Origin of the sequence: Porphyromonas canoris, assembly GCF_000765975.1 — a bacterium.
Lineage (GTDB): Bacteria > Bacteroidota > Bacteroidia > Bacteroidales > Porphyromonadaceae > Porphyromonas_A > Porphyromonas_A canoris.
This window is the reverse complement of the sequence record NZ_JQZX01000008.1, coordinates 407,878-427,294: the sequence shown is the minus strand read 5'-3', so window position 1 is coordinate 427,294 and position 19,417 is coordinate 407,878. Positions and strand designations below refer to the sequence as shown.

The following is a 19,417-nucleotide window of genomic DNA, read 5'->3' as shown; positions in this document are numbered from 1 at the left end:
TATGAGATCCAAAAAGAGATTCTATTATATCATTTGTAATCCGGCTTCCGGCAAAAAGAGGGACAAGGATGATGTACTCGCTTCTCTTGAAAAAGCGATTAAAGAGAAGAAGGGCAGATACGAATCTCATAAAACAAACCATAGAGGACATGGTGCCGAACTATCTAAAGATGCCGTAGAAAAGAGAGCAGACATCGTGGTGGTTATTGGTGGAGACGGGACTGTAAACGAAGTGGCAAAGTCGCTTGTAGGAACAAACACTATTTTAGGTATCATTCCGATGGGTAGCGGAAACGGTCTGGCAAGAGAGTTGGGCATTTCACAAAATCCGGAAGAAGCAATCGCCACCCTTTTGGAACACAAATGCCTCCGCATGGATGCGTGTACGGTGAATGACGAATACTTTTTCTGTACATGCGGTGTTGGCTTTGACGCCGAAGTCTCTGCCCGCTTCAGTGAACGCACTCAACGAGGTCCGGCAGGATATGTACAAGAGGTAATAGATACGTTCTTCAAGCATGAACCTCTTCGATGCGAGATAGATGTAGACGGGAAAAAGAGTACAAACTCTCTTTTCCTACTAACCTGCGCCAATGCTTCCCAATACGGCAACAATGCGTATATCGCTCCTCAGGCAGACATAACGGATGGAATTATTGATGTAACCATGATCGAGGAGTTTTCCTTAGTACACTCGGGACAGATTGCATACCAGCTTTTCTCCAAAGGCTTGGACAAAAATCCATACACCAAACAACTTCGTGGCAAACGTATAGAAATAAAACTCAAAGATCCGGTTCATTTCCATGTGGATGGAGACCCTAAACCCAAAACCGATCATCTCCTCATAGAAATGAAGCCACAGGCTCTGAATGTCATACATGGGCAGTATGACAAAAGAGAACAGACGATATTGGATATATTCTTTACCCATACGAATAACTATTTGGAGTGGAAAGATGGAATACTTGAAGAGGTTGTCTCCACACTGAAAGGGATAGGAAAGAAAAAAGACGAGAACAAAGACGAGGACAAACCGAAAGAGATAAAAGGATGAGCGTGACGCCCCATTTACAGGAACAGACTCCGGAAACAGTTCTTAGAGAACAGTTTGGACTCTCTGAATTTAGACCGCTTCAGAGAGAAGCGATAGAGGCTGTTCTTAACGGGCAAGATACTTTCGTACTTCTACCGACAGGCGGAGGGAAGAGTCTTTGCTTTCAAATACCTGCCCTTATTCTTCCCAAGTGTACAATAGTGGTATCTCCTCTGATCTCCCTGATGAGCGACCAGGTCAAAGCTATTTCTCATAAATCTTCAGACCTTACAGCTGCCACTCTCAACAGCAGCATGAAAGAGTCCGAACGGAGAAACGTCTTGGAGCAACTCTATTTCGGAAAACTCAAACTCCTTTACCTTGCTCCGGAAACACTTCTCAGCCCACTCGGCCTACAGCTTCTCCAAGAGAAATATATATCTCTTATTGCCATAGATGAAGCACACTGCATATCCCAATGGGGGCATGACTTCCGTCCGGAATACGGCAAGCTCTCCATCGTAAGGCAATATCTGCCGAATACTCCCATCATAGCACTTACCGCAACAGCGGATGAGACAACCAGGAAAGATATTATAGAGAGATTGGATCTCCGTAATCCGACAGAGCTGATTGGAGATTTTGATCGCCCCAATCTTACTCTGACCGTCAGGAGAGGATACAAAAAGGAAGAGAAGATACGTGCCATACAACAACATATAGAAGCCCACGAGAGGGGATCAACCGGAATCATCTACTGCACTAAGCGAGACGATACGGAAGCACTTGCGAGCAGACTCAACAAGATGGGTTTTCGGGCGATGCCTTACCATGCCGGACTCCCGGCACGATCTCGTGATCTGGTTCATCAGATGTTTGTCGGAGATCAGATAGACGTCATCTGCGCCACTGTCGCATTCGGTATGGGCATAGACAAGTCCAATGTCAGATGGGTCATTCATTACAATATGCCCCGTAATATAGAGAGTTATTACCAAGAGATAGGCAGGGCAGGGAGAGACGGGAAACCGGCTTCCACGATCCTCTTTTACTCTTATGGGGATATTTTTATACTCGACAAGCTGTTAGAAGAAGGGGGACGCACAGAGCTGAATCAGCAGAAGATGGAATACATGAAAAGATTCTGCGAAAGCTCTATCTGTCGAAGGAGAATATTGCTAAGCTACTTTGGGCAAGAAGCTCATCACAACTGTGGCAACTGCGATGTATGTCTCTCTCCCCAAACAGATCTGTTCGATGCTACGATTATTCTTCAAAAAGCACTCAGCACAATCATTCGTGCTGGAGAGAAAATCAGTATAGACACAACCGTGGAAATCCTTCGAGGATCAAGAAGATACGAGATCCTAAACAGAGGTTATCACCATCTATCCACTTACGGCATAGGGTTAGACCTTTCTTATAGAGAGTGGAAAGACTATATTTTTCAAATGGTACAGCTTGGGCTCTTACGTATAGACTACTCCCAAGGATACAGTTTACAGGTAACTCCATCCGGTCGTATTGCTTTGAAAGGAGAAGAACCTACCATGCTGCATCGCGTAGAAGTTCAGCCTTTCACAAAGGTTAAAAAGAGTTCCAATCAAAGTAAGACAAGGAAATGAAACGCATAGGGTTACTATCCGATACCCATTCCACTTGGGACGAAAGGTATAGAGAGCACTTCTCCGGCTGTGATGAAATATGGCACGCAGGAGATATAGGAGATATAGAGATCTCTGATAAACTCTCGGAGATAGCACCTTTACGCGCTGTATTGGGTAATATTGATGGTGGAAAGTTGAAAGGAGAATTTCCTCTCGCACAAGAGTTCACCATGGAAGGTATACCGGTTCTCATCACTCATATTGGAGGTTATCCCGGAAAGTATGCCCCAACCATTGCGACCACAATACGCAGAAAAGGGATAAAGCTATTCGTTTGCGGACACTCTCATATCCTGCGTATCATGTACGATCACTCCTTAGATTGCCTGGTGGTGAACCCCGGAGCTGCCGGCACGTATGGGCAACAGACAGTTAGGACATTGGTTCGCTTTACAATGGATAACGGAATAATATCCGATATGGAAATAATAGAACTTGGCTCGTGAAACTTTTACAACAAATAGCCGATCACTTTGTCTCGGCACATCGTTCGGATTTATACCGCTACACATTCATCTTTCCCAACAGACGTAGCGGAGTGTTTTTTCGGCACTACATACGCCAACACGCCACGGCGGATCTGCCTATACTCTCTCCTGAAATAGTTACTCTCGAAGAGTTTTTAGGTAAGATGAGCAAGAGTACCAATGCCGACCCTGTCCTCCTTGCATACCGACTCTACATCTGTTATCTGCAACTCTGCCAGGAGCTACCGGGAGAAAATGAAGAAGATGAGAGCCTTTCCACTCGAAACTTCGATGCTTTCTACTCTCTCTCCTCTCTTATTCTCAGCGATTTTAACGATATAGACAAACACTTGATAGATGCCGGGGCTCTGTTCCGAAACCTGAGAGATCTCAAAGAATTAGAGGGCGACACTTCCTATCTATCCGAAGAGCAGAGAGAAGCATTGAAGCCATTTCTCCACAGTTTGCCGGAATCCGGACAGAGTGATGTCTATCATCGTCGTTTTCTACTCTTTTGGGAGAGAGTCTGCAAGCTCTATTTCAAGTTCAGAGAAGAGCTGCAAGACGAAAATCTTGCCTATGAAGGCATGGCGTTACGGGCATTATTGGAACAGCTCCAAGCCGATCCCACTCCCCTCTCTTCCTCTAAAACGACCTTCGTATTCGTGGGGCTGAATGCTCTTACACCAGTCGAACAGCGGCTCTTATCTCTCTTCAAAGAGCACGCATCCACCATCTTCTATTGGGATTACCGTTTCGAAGCACTTCTTCCCAACGGCAAAGCGCTCTACTTCAAAGAGCAAAATCTGAAACTCTTCCCCTCTCCGTCACCGGGAGATACGGACTATATAGAGTATAAGATCAAGCAGACCGTTCCGGAAGTGTCTGTTTACAGCGTTCCTTCAAGTGTAGCCCAAAGCAGAGTGATAGGACAGTTTTTGGAGCAAAACCCATCGCTCTCATCCGGAGATCAGCTTCACACCGCCATCATTCTGCCCAACGAGTCGCTCCTGCTACCTTTACTCAACAACATTCCATCCTCTGTTCCGGAGTTGAATATAACGATGGGGTACCCTGTCAAAGGCTCATCGTACATCGGTTATATAGAGACTCTTATCCGGATGCACCTGAGAGCAAAACGAAACGAAGCCGGAACAGTGGAATATCACCATACGGATGTCGAACGTGTGCTATCCAACTACATCGTCTCCGATATCATAGGAGAAGCCTCCGCAGCCATACTCAAGACTATGGAGAGAGAGCGCATATTTTACATTCCATCCGATCAGCTTCTCAATCCTGCCGGTTTTCTTTCCAAATCGAAACACTCTCACTCTTTCACAGCAACGGAAACACAGTTTTTCAAACGGATCTTTCTACCACTCTCTGCGGATGACGGCTCTGCTCTTCTACCCTATCTGAAGAGCATCTTGCGGCTCATTGCAGACGTCAGATACAAAAAGCCTGAAGAGAGTGAAGAGTGGAGATCCGAAGAGTATAAGCTCAAAGCCGAGAAAGAAGCAGTCGAGCGCACCAATGCGGAGTTTTATGTCGTTCCACATCTGCTTAAGATCGTGAAAACGCAAGAGCAGCTCTTTGAGGACCTGCTCCGTCTGCACCGCTCGCAGACCCTCTCCACTCTGCCTCCCTTTACGCTCAAGACTGTGGCTTCGATGATGTTGACCATATTCAAATCACAGTCCATTCCTTTCGAGGGAGAGCCTCTTCACGGACTTCAAATCATGGGAGTGCTCGAAACAAGAGGACTCGACTTCGATACCCTCTATATTCCCGATGCGCAAGAAGGACTTCTACCGCCCAGGAGAAGCATATCCGGTATTATCCCCATGACGCTTCGAATCGGGTTCCAATTGCCTACTTACGAGTGGCACGAGCAGGTCAGAGCCTACCACTTCTATCGTCTTATCTCATCGGCAGAGAGGATCGTCTTCACCTACGATACCCGAAAGGGGAAAGGTTCATTGGGAGAAGTCTCCCGTTTTATCCGCCAGCTCGACTTCATCTATGACATCAGAGTCTCCTACAAAAGTGCCCACTATCCTCTCATCATGGATAAGAATCCGGATCTGAATGAGGAGATAGACAGAGAGCTGGTACGGAAGTTCATTGCCGAAATCACGGATCCTGCAAGTGGTAAATATCTCTCTGCATCCTCCATAAAAAGGTATCTCTCTTGTCCCAGACAGTTTTATTACACCTATATATATGGGATAAAAGAGGAGACCGGTTTCAAAGAGCTTCTCGACCCTGCCCTTATAGGAAGCATCATACACAGAAGTATGAACAACCTCTATCGAAAGTTCCTTTCTCCTTCGGGTGCTCCCGGACTCATCTCTAAAGCGCAGCTCAAGTCGTGGCTGGAAGAAGAAGAGCGTCATGTGATAAGCGAGCTTCGCAGCTCCTACAACTATTATATGTCCGGCTCAAGCGGTGTTCCCAATGATCCGAAAGGGTTCAACACCGCACTCTTCGCCAATGCTTGTGATCAGGTCTTTAAGATTATCCGCACCGATCTGGAGCAAGAGGAGACTCCATACTACTTCATCGCAGGAGAGAAGGAGTATAAGCTCCCTCTTCCGGTAGGTAACGGAGAGGAGGTCAACTTTACGATGACCATAGACCGGCTCGATACGGATACCCGGATACTGCGGATAGTGGACTATAAGAGCGGTAGAGACGAAACCACTCTTCCCCAAGAGTTATCCATGGAAAAGCTCCCCTCTTTCAAGAAGCTCGCCATTGTCCAGCTTCTTCTGTACTGTGAGGCACTTCTCTCTGCTCCGTCCGATAGCGAAGCCGGTATGTTGAACTCCCGATATGAAGGTGTCTGTCCGATGATTCTCAAGACCTACGATGCCACTCCGATCAACTACTTCCAATTCTCCAAAAAGAAAGGAGCAAAGAAAGAGACGGATGCAGACGAGATAAGAGACTACGCAAAAGACTACCGGGATACTTTTCTCCCCTTCATGCAAGAGCTTTTGACCGAAATCATCAACCCGGACAATCCCTATACTCCCAACACCAAATCCTGTACCAAATGCCACATGAGTGAAAGCTGTTGGGCAAATAAGTTCGGCATACAAGAGGAAGAAGATGACACGGAAGAGGAGATATAGGAAAAGTAACACTTACTAACACCATAAACAACCATGACAACAGAACAGCAACAGACAGATAAAATACTCTACTATACCACACTGAGGAAGATCCCTTATGCCACGGGGCTTGCCTTACAAGAGCAGTTGTTCAACGAAGCACTCCTCAGAAAAAGAGAGTTGGAACCGGCTCGCCATGCTCTCATAAGCCTGACACACACTCCCGTCATCACGATGGGAAAGCACGCAGACCCTCACAATATCCTCTTCTCAAAGGATGTACTCACCGAAAGAGGCGTAGAACTCCACCACACGTCCAGAGGCGGAGATGTTACTTACCATGGTCCGGGACAGCTTACGGTCTATCCCATCATAGACCTTGAAGATCTCGGCATCGGGGTAAAGAAGTATGTCTGGAGTCTGGAAGAGGCTGTCATGAAACTCCTTGCCGAATATGGTTTCAGGAATACCACTCGGATCGAAGGCGCATCCGGTGTATGGGTTCCCGGAGAACGCAGCTACGACAAAGTGTGTGCCGTGGGCATCTACTGCTCGAAGTACATCACCATGCACGGCTTGGCGCTCAATGTCGATCTCGATACCTCTATCTATAACCTGATCAACCCCTGCGGATTTACCGATAAGGGTGTTACCACCATGGAGCGTCTGCTCTCCTCTCCTCTTCCTCCCATGGAAGATATAGAGAAAAGACTCATAGAACTGCTTGCGCAAGAGTGGGGCATATCTCGCATAGAGCTTGCAACGTTCTAATCTCATCCCGATGTACACAAAAGCCGAATTAGCTGCTCTCAAAACCGAATTCTGGAACGCTTTTGCCCGATATGCGTCGGTACAACCCTCGCTGCGTGGCAGAAAAAAGCTCTGGATACTGCACCACACCAAAGTGAAAGGCGTTGCACTGAAGTTTATAGTGGAACGTCAGCACGTGGCAGTGGTCATAGAGCTGAGCCACAATGCACATCACGAGAGAGCTGAAATGCTTGAGCGCATCATACCGTATATGGAGACTCTCCAACGGGACATAGATCTGCCCCTTGAGATCCGGACGGAGACCACCACCGAAGTGGGTAAGTGTGTAACGCAGATCGGCATCTACAAGGAGGGTGCATTCGACTATCATGTACCGCAACAGTGGGGAGACTACTTCTCTTTCATGGCAAAGTACATGTATCTTCTCGAACGCAACTTTTTGGAGATAAAGCCATACATCTCCTTTGAGGTATAAATATAAAACAGAAAGACTCTTTTCTAACAAAAGCGACAGCCTTAGGGCTGTCGCTTTTATATAAAAACGGATGTGGCTCTCCCCTGTTTTTCATCGCTCCTTTTCCTCTCTTTTTGAGAGCATTTTCATCTGTCTGCTTTCAAATATCCCTATAATCTTCTCATAAACAACAGGATACAAAACCAGCCCATCCTTGAAAAATTTTTCCTCCCGATCGAATCCATGAGCCTTTTTCGAGTTAATAACCCTGAAATTTAACACCCACAACTGTAAACAATTCTAAATAGAGAAATGCTCCTGAAAATGCACTTTTTATGGAGAAATCCGATAAAACACTAATATTCAGACTATTAACAGAAATTTCTAAACACGTTAATTGAATCCGGTAAACGTATTAAATGAAATCGGTAAACGTGTTCATTGAAAAATTAAACACGTTAAGCCGAAACAATATGCTCGTTTACCGTTTTGGATGAACAGGTATCGGAATTTGTGTTAATAAACCGGGGTTGATTTAACAATTCGGTCGTGCTCTGAAAACACCACCTCCGAGCAAAATAGAGAGCAGGAAAAAAGGGTGCATTTTTCGGGATGGAATATATAAAAATCCGGACTCACCGGAAGCGATTTTTACCGCTCTCAAAACAGAGTTTTTGTCTATTCTTTTGCTTATTCCTTTCAAATTTTCTTACTTTGTGCCACCGAAAAGCGATATTCTCACGAAGAGTAGCTTTCGGCACCATATAAACAGAGAAAAACATGAAAGGAAAGTATATCGGCTTGATAGCATGCGTGTGCATACTATCGGCATTTGCAGCCCTGTCTTCGAGTGCACAACCCGGACAAAAGAGGTCGGAAAAGTATTTCAGTGTAGCGTTCTACAATCTGGAAAATCTCTTTGACACCATCAATCAGCCCAAGGTGAACGATGAAGAGTTCACTCCAAAAGGCAAGAACAAGTGGGACACCAAAAAGTATCAACACAAGTTGCACAACATGTCAAAAGCCATATCTCTCATAGGAGGTATGGGCGGTCCGGATATTCTCGGTTTAGCCGAAATAGAAAACAGGTATGTACTGGAAGATCTTGTCAAAATGCCGGCGATAGCGGATAAGGGCTACGACATCATACATTACGAATCGCCCGATCCCAGAGGCATAGACTGCGCTCTGCTCTACCGTAAAGAGATGTTTGAAGTGGTAAGCTCAGGCATCAAGCCGGTAGTGATCCCAGACGAAGAACATATTAAGACAAGAGACCTCCTACACGTCGAGATGCGCCACGAAGGCGAGATATTTCACTTTATCGTAGGACACTGGCCATCCCGTTTCGGGGGTGAACAGATCTCCCTAAAGCGAAGAATGGCTGCCGCCGTTACGATGAGACAGATGAGCGACTCCATTGTGGCTTGCTCTCCGGAGGCTAAGGTGGTTCTGATGGGCGACTTCAACGATGATCCCGTAAGCCCAAGTATCGTAAACGGACTACGGGCACTGCCGTCCGCAGACCTGCTCAAAGAGCCGTCCGACCTGCTCTCTCCCATGCACGCTCTATACGCAGACGGTTACGGGACTCTGGCTCATCAGGATGCCTGGAACCTGTTCGACATGTTGATGATCAATAAAAATGCGGTCTTCGGAACAGCTTCAAACCCCGACGGATTTACCGTTTATGCAGATCCGGATAAGGGATACAGGGCATTTATTGTCAATTCTTCTCTTCTCACAGAGCCTGACGGTCAGTACAAGGGTTATCCTTCTCGTACATTTGTGGCAGGGGAATACAGAGGAGGATATGCGGATCACTTCCCGGTCTATCTCTACTTCGTAAAAGGGAGAAAGGATAGATAGGAAGTTCTTATCAGAAACGTTTCAGCAGAAAAGAGGGCGAAACGCTGATGTAAACGCCCAAATGATGACTCGTGAGCGAGGAGGCTTGCGGATGTATCCATAGCGAGGCTTCCGCCCCAAAGGTGTAGAGGTTGCGCTCCACTATCTTGTACGAAGCTCCTATCTGCCCGAAAGCAAAGCTCCTATCGGCATTATAAAATGCGCCGTGCCTGTCTATGCTCTGCACAAAAGGCGATCCCAACACACCCAAAAAGCCTTTCCCATACCAGAGAGAGCCGAAGAGCTGAACGCTTTCAGACTCCAACGTCATCTTCCCATAAGCTCCCCAACCTTTGTCGGAAGCGAAGTGTCCGCCTCGTTGAGAGTATCCGAGCAGATACGCTTCGGATTTAAGCGTGTACCTGTTACGGATGAGTCCGGGTATCGTATGCACTGCTCCCACTGAGGCATTGACCCAAGTGTGAACGGTATCGGGATGTATGTCATTGAGTTTTCCGCCCCGATGATGAGCGATAAACTGTAAGGAGAGATCCAGAGTATGCTTGCTCTCCGTGTGAGCCGTGAAGAGTCGCTGTCTCAGATTGGCTCCTGCGACAAACGCTTCGGGGTGAGTGGCGTGTTTGAATATGAAGCTCTGCCAGTCTATCCAGAGATCGAAATGTCTTCGAGGCGTATCGTAGCGGAGCTGGAAGCCGTTTTCGGAGTCGGATGTGAGGTTCAGCTCCGAATGGAAAAGGGGTTCGATGAGCTTGTGTCTGCCTAAACCCTCCAGTCTGCCCAGTATGATCAGCCACTCTTTGCTCGGTGCCATTGCGGCTCTAAAGCGTGGTTTTATCCGAAAACGCGTGTACGGGTTTTCATCTTTCCAGTATGGGAGGTCGCTGTAAGCGATAGCAGCCGGGTATCTGGACGCTCCAAAAAAGTAGAGATTTTCCGCTCCCAGAGAGAGGCGGACAGGGATAACGCTCTTGAGGTCGTAGGTCAGATCGAATGCCGCACGGTATCCGGGAAGCGTGTAGTCTGCTATAATGCTGTTGGCATACTCGTTGTTTCTGAAAAATGCTTCTGCTTCGACATCGAGAGAAAGCTCTCCAGGCTTCATCTCCATAGCCGATAAGACCGGACGCTCGGCCCTGTAAAAGTTTTGAGCATACATCTTGGCAGAAAAAAGGAGCAGTGCCAAAGCGAAAAGAGTAGTCTGTATCGGTTTCATGCGATATACGAAAAATCGGTTTAAGGAGAGAGAAAAGAGTTCAGACAGAAGAGCGATGAACATTGCCCTCATCGTCCATCAGCAATATATGAAAAGCTCCATGCGTAAACAGAGACGAGCAGTGCAGACGGCACAAAGAGATCAGTCTGTCGAAGAATAGACGCTCCGCTGCCGGGACGATCTCCCAAAGCTGGCGCGCCAAAGTGATCTCTCCGATCTGCCGGATGGTCTCCGAAGAACATCCCGACTCCTTTGCCACTTCCTGCAAAAAGGTTTTGTTCATCACGCCTTTCTTACTGTGCGTATCCAGAGCACCTTCAGCCAGTTTGACAGCCTTACCTATCATCACGCAGAGCGTAACCTGCTCGAATGCCAAATCCTCTGCAATCTTCAGCGTTTCACCTATAAAGTTGCCATACTGTACGAATGCTTGAGGGAGAAAATCGGGATAGAGCGCTTTCAGATACCTTTCGCTCTTTGCGCCGGAGTTGATCACAAGATGCGTTACACCTACTGCTTTGGAGACCTGAGCCTCTCTCTTGATAGAGGCTATAAACGCTTCCGTGGAGAAAGGTTTCACTATACCGGATGAGCCGAGTATGGATATTCCGCCCTCTATACCGAGACGAGGGTTGAAGGTCTTGCCTGCCGTCTCTCGCCCTTTAGGTACCGAGACTCTGATGTTGATGCCCATATCCGGGTGGTAGCCGTAATGGTCGAGCGTGCGCAACACCTCTGCCGTCATCATCTTTCGAGGAGTGGCATTCACGGCAGGCCCTCCGATCTCAAGCCCCAAACCCGGAAGCGTAACCACGCCGACACCTTCGCCATTTAGAAATCTCACTTCTCCCTTCGGCACATCCCTGCTCCACGAAACAGACGAACAGATCTCCAGACCATCGGTAATATCGGGGTCGTCTCCTGCCTGCTTTATCACACAACAGATGATACCGCCATCGCTCTCCACACCGGTAGATGCAATGGGGAGAGTTACCGGCTCTCCGTTGGGCAGTAAAATCTCACTTGTCTCCTGCTCTTCGCCTGTAAGAAGCGTTGTGATGGCTGCTTTCGTGGCAGCCGTAGCGCATGAGCCTGTGGTGAATCCGGTTTTTTGAGGGAAAAATGAAGGTAGAAGAGCTTCGATCTTCTTTCTCAGTCCGTGAGGTCCATAGACTGTCTCCGTAGGATTATAGGGCAGAGGCGGACGGCGTATCACCAACACCGGTATTCCCATGCGAAGTGCCACACTCACCTTATCGGCAAAACCTCCGCTCTCACCGCTCTCTTTGGTGATGATTGCCTGCGGCTGCACTTTCTTGAAAAGAGCTTCATCGTCCTGCTCATCGTCATAGAAGACAATCTGTTCGAGTGGAAAGTCGTTTGCCTTGACACTCTCCAGCGACTCCTCTCTCCGCATTATCCGGAAAACGCAAGTGTGTTTCGTCCAATAATCTTTCAGCTTTGCTATCGTATTGACGCCCGTAAGAGCAAGCAGCGAAGTGATGTCCTGCTCGAAAAGATAGGCAATGGCATCCTGATAACTATCGAACGGAATGATGCGTGAATCCACTTGCGGAAACGAACGTTCCATACGAATGGTCGAAATATCCGGCAACAACTCTGCCGTCCTGCCGATATTGGCATGGACATTCAAGGCAAAAGGATGAGCCGCATCTATGATAAGAGCCACACCGTTATCCCTGCAAAAACGAGGCATACTCTCTTCATCCAATCCGCCCGTAAGGCGTATGCCGTGAGCGCATTCCACTTCGCCCGAACGGTTTTTCGTGGAGTAGAAGTAAGGTTTCGCGGCTTCGTCGCACACCTTGGCGGCTATCTTGCCTTCCGTTGTCCCTCCTATTACAAGTATTGCAGGTTCACTCATTGCGAAGGATCAGGATAGAAAAGTAAGGCACTTCCCTTTCGGCTATGATGCTCTTATCTGTCGTGTAGTACTCTTTGCCCGATACTCCGACATTCTCAAAGTAGTGCCACGAGAGATCGGGGCGGTTTTGCAGCAGAGCCTGAAGCGTCTGTTGCTGTTGAGACACCTTCATCAGCACCACGGTTTTATGCTCCGAGAGATCTTTCTCTATCTGTTCCGGTGTAACATTGGAAGGATAAACGGAGAGTGGTTCATCCTGCTTCACGATATGAATACCTGCCAAAGAGCCGCAAGCAATAAAGGCAGGGACACCGGCGGTATGCGTTGCGGACAAGCCGTGATGCTCCAATAGAATATCGGATATATAGTGTACGGAGGAGTAGAAACAGGAGTCCCCCTCCGCCACGAATGCGGTTTGGAGACCTTTCTGAACGGCTTGGAATATCTCCCCGGCAACCTCTGCGTAAGCAACCATAGCCTTCGAGCGGTCTTTGCTCATGGGTACATGAAACAGTCTCAGCTTGCTCTCCTCTATGCCGACAGCAAGCATGATGTCTCTTGCACGTGATGTGACGGAACTCTCTCTAATGGTAGCCGGACAGAAGATAACGTCTGCCTCCTGAAGTATCCTCAAAGCTCCGAGCGTGAGAAGGTTAGGATCTCCCGGACCTAACGAGACGCACTGAGGAGCGTATGCCGTTGTTTTTGTCATGGATAAGTGATAGTCTGTTTTCCGTGTAAAGGTACGGAAATATTTCAATGGGGCTGTTCTGCCCTCTGCACACGGCAAAGCCTCCCTCTTGGTCGTTCTTTTTTTGCCTTTAACCTGTTCACAAAAAGAGTTTAACCCGTTCAAAAGTGGAAGTAAACCCGTAAAGATTTAAGATTCAAGGCTCGATTAGTGGCAACCAAGACTTGAAAAGTGGAAGTCAAGCCTTGCCATGCAGTTTTCAAGCCTTGATTTCCTCTTCCGAACAGGTTTAGAAAAAGAAATTAAAGTGAATAACCCGATTTTCAAATGGCTTTATCAAAACTCTTGATCCCGAAACGGGAAAGAGGGAAGGAGATTCCTCTGCAAAAGATGCGGGGATATAGAAGGTAAAACAAAAGCCCGATGAAATTGATTTCACCGGGCTTTTAGTATTATGTATAATCTAAGATTATTCTTCGTTACCGCCTAACATCTTTTCGCGAAGAGCTGCGAGCTCTTCAAGATCACCAAGAGTGGATTTTTCTACTGTGGTAGCTGTAGCTGTGAATGCAGGTGCTTGTTCTGCCTTCTTAGCTTCACGGCGTTCCTTGGATGCTTCTTGACGAGCCTTCTTTTGCTCATCTTCAAAGATACGGCTGTGAGAAAGGAAGATACGACGAGCATCCTTGTTGAACTCGATAACCTTGAATGGAAGTTTCTCGTCCACTTGAGCTTGTGTACCATCTTCTTTTACAAGATGCTTTGGAGTAGCAAAACCTTCTACACCATATTGTAGAGCCACTACCGCACCCTTCTCTATCATTTCTGTGATAACACCTTCGTGGATAGAACCGACAGTGAATACTGTATCGAATACATCCCATGGGTTCTCTTCCAATTGCTTGTGACCAAGGCTGAGACGGCGGTTTTCCTTGTCGATTTCAAGCACTTTCACTTCGATAGGAGCACCGATCTGAGTAAATTCGCTTGGGTGTTTGATCTTCTTTGTCCAAGATAGATCGGAGATGTGGATAAGACCATCTACACCGTTTTCAAACTCAACAAATACGCCGAAGTTGGTAAAGTTGCGAACCTTGGCTGTATGTTGTGAGCCCACAGGGAATTTCTCTTCGATGTCTGCCCATGGATCCGGCTTGAGTTGCTTGATACCAAGAGACATCTTACGCTCTTCACGATCGAGAGTAAGGACTACGGCTTCGATTTCATCGCCTACCTTCAAGAACTCTTGTGCGCTGCGCAAGTGTTGTGTCCAAGACATTTCAGATACGTGAACAAGACCTTCCACGCCCGGAGCTATTTCTACAAATGCACCGTAATCTGCCATCACAACCACTTTACCCTTAACCTTGTCGCCCACTTGCAAGTTTGCATCAAGGTTATCCCATGGATGTGGAGTAAGTTGCTTAAGACCAAGTGCGATACGTTTCTTTTCATCGTCGAAGTCGAGGATAACCACGTTGATCTTTTGATCAAGTTGTACCACTTCTTCAGGATGGTTTACACGACCCCAAGAAAGGTCTGTGATATGTACTAAACCATCTACACCGCCAAGGTCGATAAATGCACCGTATGTGGTGATATTCTTAACCACACCTTCGAGAATCTGACCTTTTTCAAGCGTAGATATGATTGCTTTCTTCTGTTGTTCGAGTTCTGCTTCGATAAGAGCCTTGTGAGAAACCACAACGTTCTTGAACTCTTGATTGATCTTCACGATCTTGAACTCCATTGTTTTGCCTACGTAAACATCGAAATCGCGGATCGGCTTCACGTCTATTTGAGATCCCGGCAAGAAAGATTCGATACCGAAGATTTCTACGATCATACCACCACGAGTACGAGACATTACATAACCCTTCACAATTTCGTCGTTCTCCAAAGCTTTGTTCACACGCTCCCAAGAACGTACTGCGCAAGCTTTCTTGTGTGAAAGTACAAGCTGCCCTTTCTTGTCTTCTTGGCTTTCGATAAGGACTTCTACTTCGTCGCCCTCTTTTAGGTCCGGATTGTAACGGAACTCTGCATAAGGCACCACGCCTTCGCTCTTGTAGCCGATATTCACGACTACTTCTCTTTTGTTGATAGAGCTTACACGACCTACCACAATCTCTTGCTCCTTAACGGCGCTAAGGGTGTTGTCGTAAGCTTTTTCAACTTCTTCTTTTGGTTGTTCGGAAATAATTGAGCCTTCCTCGAATTGTTCCCAGTTGAAGTCCTCTAAGGGCTTCACGTCTTTGTAAGATTTGTTCATTAACTAAAAATTAAAATTAAGCTTTAGTGAGTTGGACATTATGTTGATTATCCGTGCCACTCAGCACGGCTGCAAAGGTATAGATTTTTTCTGATATAACAATCTATTTCCTGTTTATTCTTAGGGAGTTATGTGTGAATGTAAAAAAAGGGTCGGGAGAGGCTGTTTTTCTTTCCATTTAAGCGAAAAAAATGTATTTTTGTATCACATCAAAACAGACCTCTCATGGAGAATAAAAACATAACCGTAGCGGTAATAGACTTCGGCTCCTCCTCTATAAAAGGGGCTATCGCAACCAAGCGTTTTGAAGGAGGAGCATACACCATAAATATCTTAGCCAATGCAGAAGAACCCACCGATGGCTGCATTCTTCGCGGAACAATATTCAACCTCGAAACCACAGCGCTGAAAGTCCAGTCTCTTCTCAATACGCTCGAACGCCTTACAGGAAAAAAGGTCTCGCGAGTGTACGCCGGGATAGGAGGACAAAGCCTTAGGACGGCACAACATTTGGAGTCGCTCACATTCGATTCGCCTCACGAAATCACGGATGAAGATGTCGAACAGCTTCGCCAACAAGCCTCCTCTTTCGAGCTTGCCGGATACGAACTTCTCATGATAGAGTCTCCGGAGTATTATGTCAACAGCCAATACACTTCCGATCCGGTAGGAGTGCAGGCGATGAAGCTGGATGCCCGCTTCCGTCTTCTGCTTGCCAAGCCGCAAAAGAAGCACAACCTCATATCGGTGCTCACCAATAAACTCCCTTATGAGATCTGTAACATCGAAATCTCACCGCTTATACTCTCCGACATCTTCCTGACAAACGACAATAAGAAGCTGGGGTGCGTGCTCATCGATCTCGGTGGAGGCAGCACCACAATCTGTGTTTACAAGAACGGATTGCTGCAAGGCGTCAGAGTGATACCGCTTGGAGGTCAAAACATAACACAAGACATCACTTCGCTACACATCACTCCGTCAGAGGCAGAGAGGGTCAAATGCTCCGTGGGAACGTGCCAACCGGTTTATGGAGATAAGACTTTTGTAGAGGTCAATACACGAGACAAGCTCTCCACCAAGCAGATCAGCAAGTATGAGATAGACAAATACATCGAAGCGCGTACACAGGAGATCGTGGACAACATCCGGCATCACCTTTGGGAGATGATCAATAAAGGTGAGATCGGAGGCGATATAATCATCACGGGAGGAGCTTCCCAGCTTACCGGGATCACTAAGATGCTATCCGATGCACTGGGTGCAAACGTCCACGAAGCCTCTACCTTGAGCCAACATCTCCAGGTAAGCCCTGCCAACAGAGCCTATATCGCAAAGCCTCATCTGCATCTGCTCTATGCTCTTATCAGTAAAGCGTACGAAGAGTGTATAGAGCCACGCCCCGTGGCAAAGCCGACAGAGATAAAAGAGGTAGCGGTAGAGCCGCAGGGAACACAGGGAAAAGAAGAGCCGGAAGAGAGCTACGCCACAGAGACGACACCGCAAGCTCAGAAGATAGAGTTCGACGAACCGATAGAAGAGATAGAACCGGAGCCGGAACCCACCAGAGACAATACCTCCTCCACACAGAAGCAGAAGAAGAAAGGAGGCTTTATGGGTTGGGCAAAGAGCTTTATGGACATCATAACACCTCCGGACGAAACCGAAAATTAATGTATTAGAAGATTATAGCTTATGACAACTACAGATAATCTACTCGATATAAACGGAGACACCATTTCCAATACCTCCCCCATCATAAAGGTGATAGGTGTGGGAGGAGGCGGTGGAAATGCCGTCAATCACATGTATAAAGAGGGCATAGAGCATATCACCTATCTTCTATGTAATACAGACCGGCAACACCTCCAACGCTGTAGCATCCCACACAAACTCTGTATAGGAGAAAATCGGACGCGCGGACTTGGAGCCGGAGATAAGCCAGAAGTGGCAAAAGAAGCCGCAGAAGAGAGCGAAGAAGAGATTCGCAGAGCTCTCAATGACGGCACTCGCATGGCATTTATTACTGCCGGGATGGGTGGCGGAACAGGTACAGGAGCTGCTCCCGTCGTGGCTCGCATCGCCAAAGAGATGGGTATCCTCACCGTGGGGATCGTTACCATTCCGTTCCTTTTTGAGGGACAAGAGAAAATCCTGAAAGCGTTGGACGGACTTGACGAGATGAGTAAAAACATAGACGCGATGCTGGTCATCAACAACGAGCTACTCCGTTTCGTCTACTCCGATCTCAACATCATGAACGCCTTGGATAAGGCTGATGATACGCTCACAATAGCCACACGCTCCATTTCGGACGTCATCACTCGCGACGACATCGTCAATCTCGACTTTGCGGATATTCATACAACGCTCAGCAATGGCGGCGTTGCTATCGTGAGTCATGGGTATGGTTCCGGCAAAAATGCGGTGATAGAGGCGATAGATGCCGCTTTGAACTCTCCCCTTCTCAACTCTGCGAATGTTGCCGAAGCAGGTCGAATCCTTCTGCATGTCTCTTTCTCCAAAGAGAGCGCACCGCAGATGGATGCCATCCAAGAGCAGATAGGAGAGTTTACGGGAAGGCTCAAAGGACGCTACGGATGGATATGGGGCTACGGCTTGGACGAGTCTCTCGGAGACAAGGTCAAGGTTATCATCCTTGCCTCAGGCTTTAGCCTCAAAGATGCGAAGCCGAACATCACGAACGAAAAAGACCTCAACCGCATCCGCGAGTACTACAAGCAGGCGATGGGAGACAGCATTGTTCTGGCGAGCAAGCCGAAGTCTGTCATCTTTGAAGAGGAAGAGCTGGACAACGATATCTTCATCTCCTTTATCCAAGACACTCCGACTCTGCGCCGTGTAGACTCTATGATCGAGCGTTTTCGTACTCCGAAAGAGGGAACAACGGCAGGTCAGCCGTCCGATGGCAGCATAAAAGAGGGAGAGACAGCAGCTTCCGGCTCTGCATCATCCGCATCCGGCACTTCGGACAAAGGACAAACGGAAGAGAACAAAGAGCACGATAACGATCGTGAGTGGGATTCGGACGTCATCACATTCGGAAAGAAGTAAACCCCGACCCCGACACAACGAAACAATTAACACATACATATAATATATATAAGAGATATATGAGCCTATTCGACACCATAAGCGATGGCATCAAATCCGCCATGCTTGCTAAAGATAAAGTGCGTCTCGAAGCACTCAGAGCCGTCAAGAAAGAGTTTTTGGAAGCAAAAACCGCCAAAGGTTCGGACGGTGAACTGACAGACGAAGTCGCCACCAAAATCGTGGCAAAGCTTGCCAAACAACGCACCGAAAGTGCAGAGATCTACCGTACACAAGGCAGAGAAGATCTCGCACAAGAGGAAGAAGCACAGCTTGCTGTACTGCAAGAGTTTCTCCCCAAGCAGCTCTCCATAGAGGAGATAGAGGCACACGTGAAAGCCCTCATAGCCGAGCTCGGAGTGGCAGACATGAAAGGCATGGGACGTGTCATGGGTGAAGCGTCCAAACGACTCGCCGGACAAGTGGATGGAAAGGTTCTCTCCGAAGTGGTAAAGAAGCTCCTCTCCTAAACAACGCACTCTTGCCGTTTCGGGAGAAAAGGCTCCCCATATACGGTGCGATGCTTCACACAATCGAAGCAAAACAGACGTTCCAAATGCCGAAAGGCAACATCCTATAACGGGCTATCCGATCACACTTTCGGATAGCCCGTTTTTTATCTGAAATCAACCACAAAAAAGCGAGCTTCCCGAAGCGCGTTTTTATATATTCCATACCGAAAAATGCCTACTTTTTTCGGTCTCTCTATTTTGATCGGAGGTGGTGTTTCCGGAGGGGTGCCGAATTTGTTAAATCACCCCGTTTTATTAACACAAATTCCGAGACCTGTTTACCCAAAACGGTAAACGAGCATATTCTTTCGGCTTAACGTGTTTAATTTTTCAATGAACACGTT

14 protein-coding genes are annotated in these 19,417 nt (G+C 47.4%); 10 read left to right on the top strand and 4 right to left on the bottom strand.

What is annotated here, in order from left to right:
- Nucleotide 1 precedes the first annotated feature (1 nt).
- From HQ29_RS04735 to HQ29_RS04705, 7 genes are all read left to right on the top strand, one after another.
- A complete protein-coding gene (locus HQ29_RS04735; protein WP_052079422.1) occupies nucleotides 2–1,057 on the top strand; it encodes a diacylglycerol/lipid kinase family protein in 1,056 nt (351 codons plus the stop codon).
- Nucleotides 1,054–2,661, top strand: a complete 1,608-nt coding sequence (locus HQ29_RS04730; protein ID WP_082226837.1) for a RecQ family ATP-dependent DNA helicase — start codon at nucleotides 1,054–1,056, stop codon at nucleotides 2,659–2,661. Before HQ29_RS04735 ends, HQ29_RS04730 begins: the two co-directional genes overlap by 4 nt.
- A complete protein-coding gene (locus HQ29_RS04725; protein ID WP_036867808.1) occupies nucleotides 2,658–3,149 on the top strand; it encodes a metallophosphoesterase family protein in 492 nt (163 codons plus the stop codon). Before HQ29_RS04730 ends, HQ29_RS04725 begins: the two co-directional genes overlap by 4 nt.
- Entirely contained in the window at nucleotides 3,146–6,310 is a 3,165-nt protein-coding gene (locus tag HQ29_RS04720; RefSeq protein ID WP_036867804.1) for a PD-(D/E)XK nuclease family protein, read from the top strand. The genes HQ29_RS04725 and HQ29_RS04720 overlap by 4 nt, the downstream gene beginning before the upstream one ends.
- A 33-nt stretch (nucleotides 6,311–6,343) precedes the next feature.
- Complete coding sequence (lipB, locus tag HQ29_RS04715; protein ID WP_052089822.1) at nucleotides 6,344–7,060, top strand: lipoyl(octanoyl) transferase LipB; 717 nt, start codon at nucleotides 6,344–6,346, stop codon at nucleotides 7,058–7,060.
- The gene (locus tag HQ29_RS04710; RefSeq protein WP_161781558.1) at nucleotides 7,047–7,535 is read left to right on the top strand and encodes a DUF4268 domain-containing protein; all 489 of its coding nucleotides are present in this window, start codon (nucleotides 7,047–7,049) and stop codon (nucleotides 7,533–7,535) included. Before lipB ends, HQ29_RS04710 begins: the two co-directional genes overlap by 14 nt.
- A 759-nt stretch (nucleotides 7,536–8,294) precedes the next feature.
- Nucleotides 8,295–9,386 (top strand): endonuclease/exonuclease/phosphatase family protein, encoded by a 1,092-nt coding sequence (locus HQ29_RS04705; protein WP_036867801.1) that lies wholly within the window; start codon nucleotides 8,295–8,297, stop codon nucleotides 9,384–9,386.
- Between the two features lie 10 nt (nucleotides 9,387–9,396).
- On the opposite strand, the gene HQ29_RS04700 is transcribed toward HQ29_RS04705, so the two are convergent.
- The 4 genes from HQ29_RS04700 to rpsA all read right to left on the bottom strand — a co-directional run bounded on the left by HQ29_RS04700 (nucleotide 9,397) and on the right by rpsA (nucleotide 15,447).
- Complete coding sequence (locus HQ29_RS04700) at nucleotides 9,397–10,599, bottom strand: hypothetical protein (protein WP_052089820.1); 1,203 nt, start codon at nucleotides 10,597–10,599, stop codon at nucleotides 9,397–9,399.
- A 40-nt stretch (nucleotides 10,600–10,639) separates the two neighbouring features.
- Nucleotides 10,640–12,484 (bottom strand): cobalt-precorrin-5B (C(1))-methyltransferase CbiD, encoded by a 1,845-nt coding sequence (gene cbiD / locus HQ29_RS04695; protein ID WP_036867799.1) that lies wholly within the window; start codon nucleotides 12,482–12,484, stop codon nucleotides 10,640–10,642.
- A complete protein-coding gene (gene cobI / locus HQ29_RS04690) occupies nucleotides 12,477–13,196 on the bottom strand; it encodes a precorrin-2 C(20)-methyltransferase (RefSeq protein WP_036867797.1) in 720 nt (239 codons plus the stop codon). The genes cbiD and cobI overlap by 8 nt, the downstream gene beginning before the upstream one ends.
- 448 nt (nucleotides 13,197–13,644) lie before the next feature.
- The gene (gene rpsA, locus HQ29_RS04685) at nucleotides 13,645–15,447 is read right to left on the bottom strand and encodes a 30S ribosomal protein S1 (protein ID WP_036791675.1); all 1,803 of its coding nucleotides are present in this window, start codon (nucleotides 15,445–15,447) and stop codon (nucleotides 13,645–13,647) included.
- 225 nt (nucleotides 15,448–15,672) lie between these two features.
- Between rpsA and ftsA the strand changes: the two genes are divergently transcribed.
- Genes ftsA through HQ29_RS04670 form a run of 3 tightly spaced genes read left to right on the top strand, consistent with a single transcriptional unit; the run spans nucleotide 15,673 to nucleotide 19,031 of the window.
- Nucleotides 15,673–17,121, top strand: a complete 1,449-nt coding sequence (gene ftsA / locus HQ29_RS04680; protein WP_036867796.1) for a cell division protein FtsA — start codon at nucleotides 15,673–15,675, stop codon at nucleotides 17,119–17,121.
- 21 nt (nucleotides 17,122–17,142) lie between these two features.
- Nucleotides 17,143–18,522: a cell division protein FtsZ gene (gene ftsZ, locus HQ29_RS04675; RefSeq protein WP_052089819.1), complete on the top strand. Its 1,380-nt coding sequence runs from the start codon at nucleotides 17,143–17,145 to the stop codon at nucleotides 18,520–18,522.
- A gap of 59 nt (nucleotides 18,523–18,581) precedes the next feature.
- Nucleotides 18,582–19,031 (top strand): GatB/YqeY domain-containing protein, encoded by a 450-nt coding sequence (locus HQ29_RS04670; protein ID WP_036867794.1) that lies wholly within the window; start codon nucleotides 18,582–18,584, stop codon nucleotides 19,029–19,031.
- Nucleotides 19,032–19,417 lie beyond the last annotated feature (386 nt).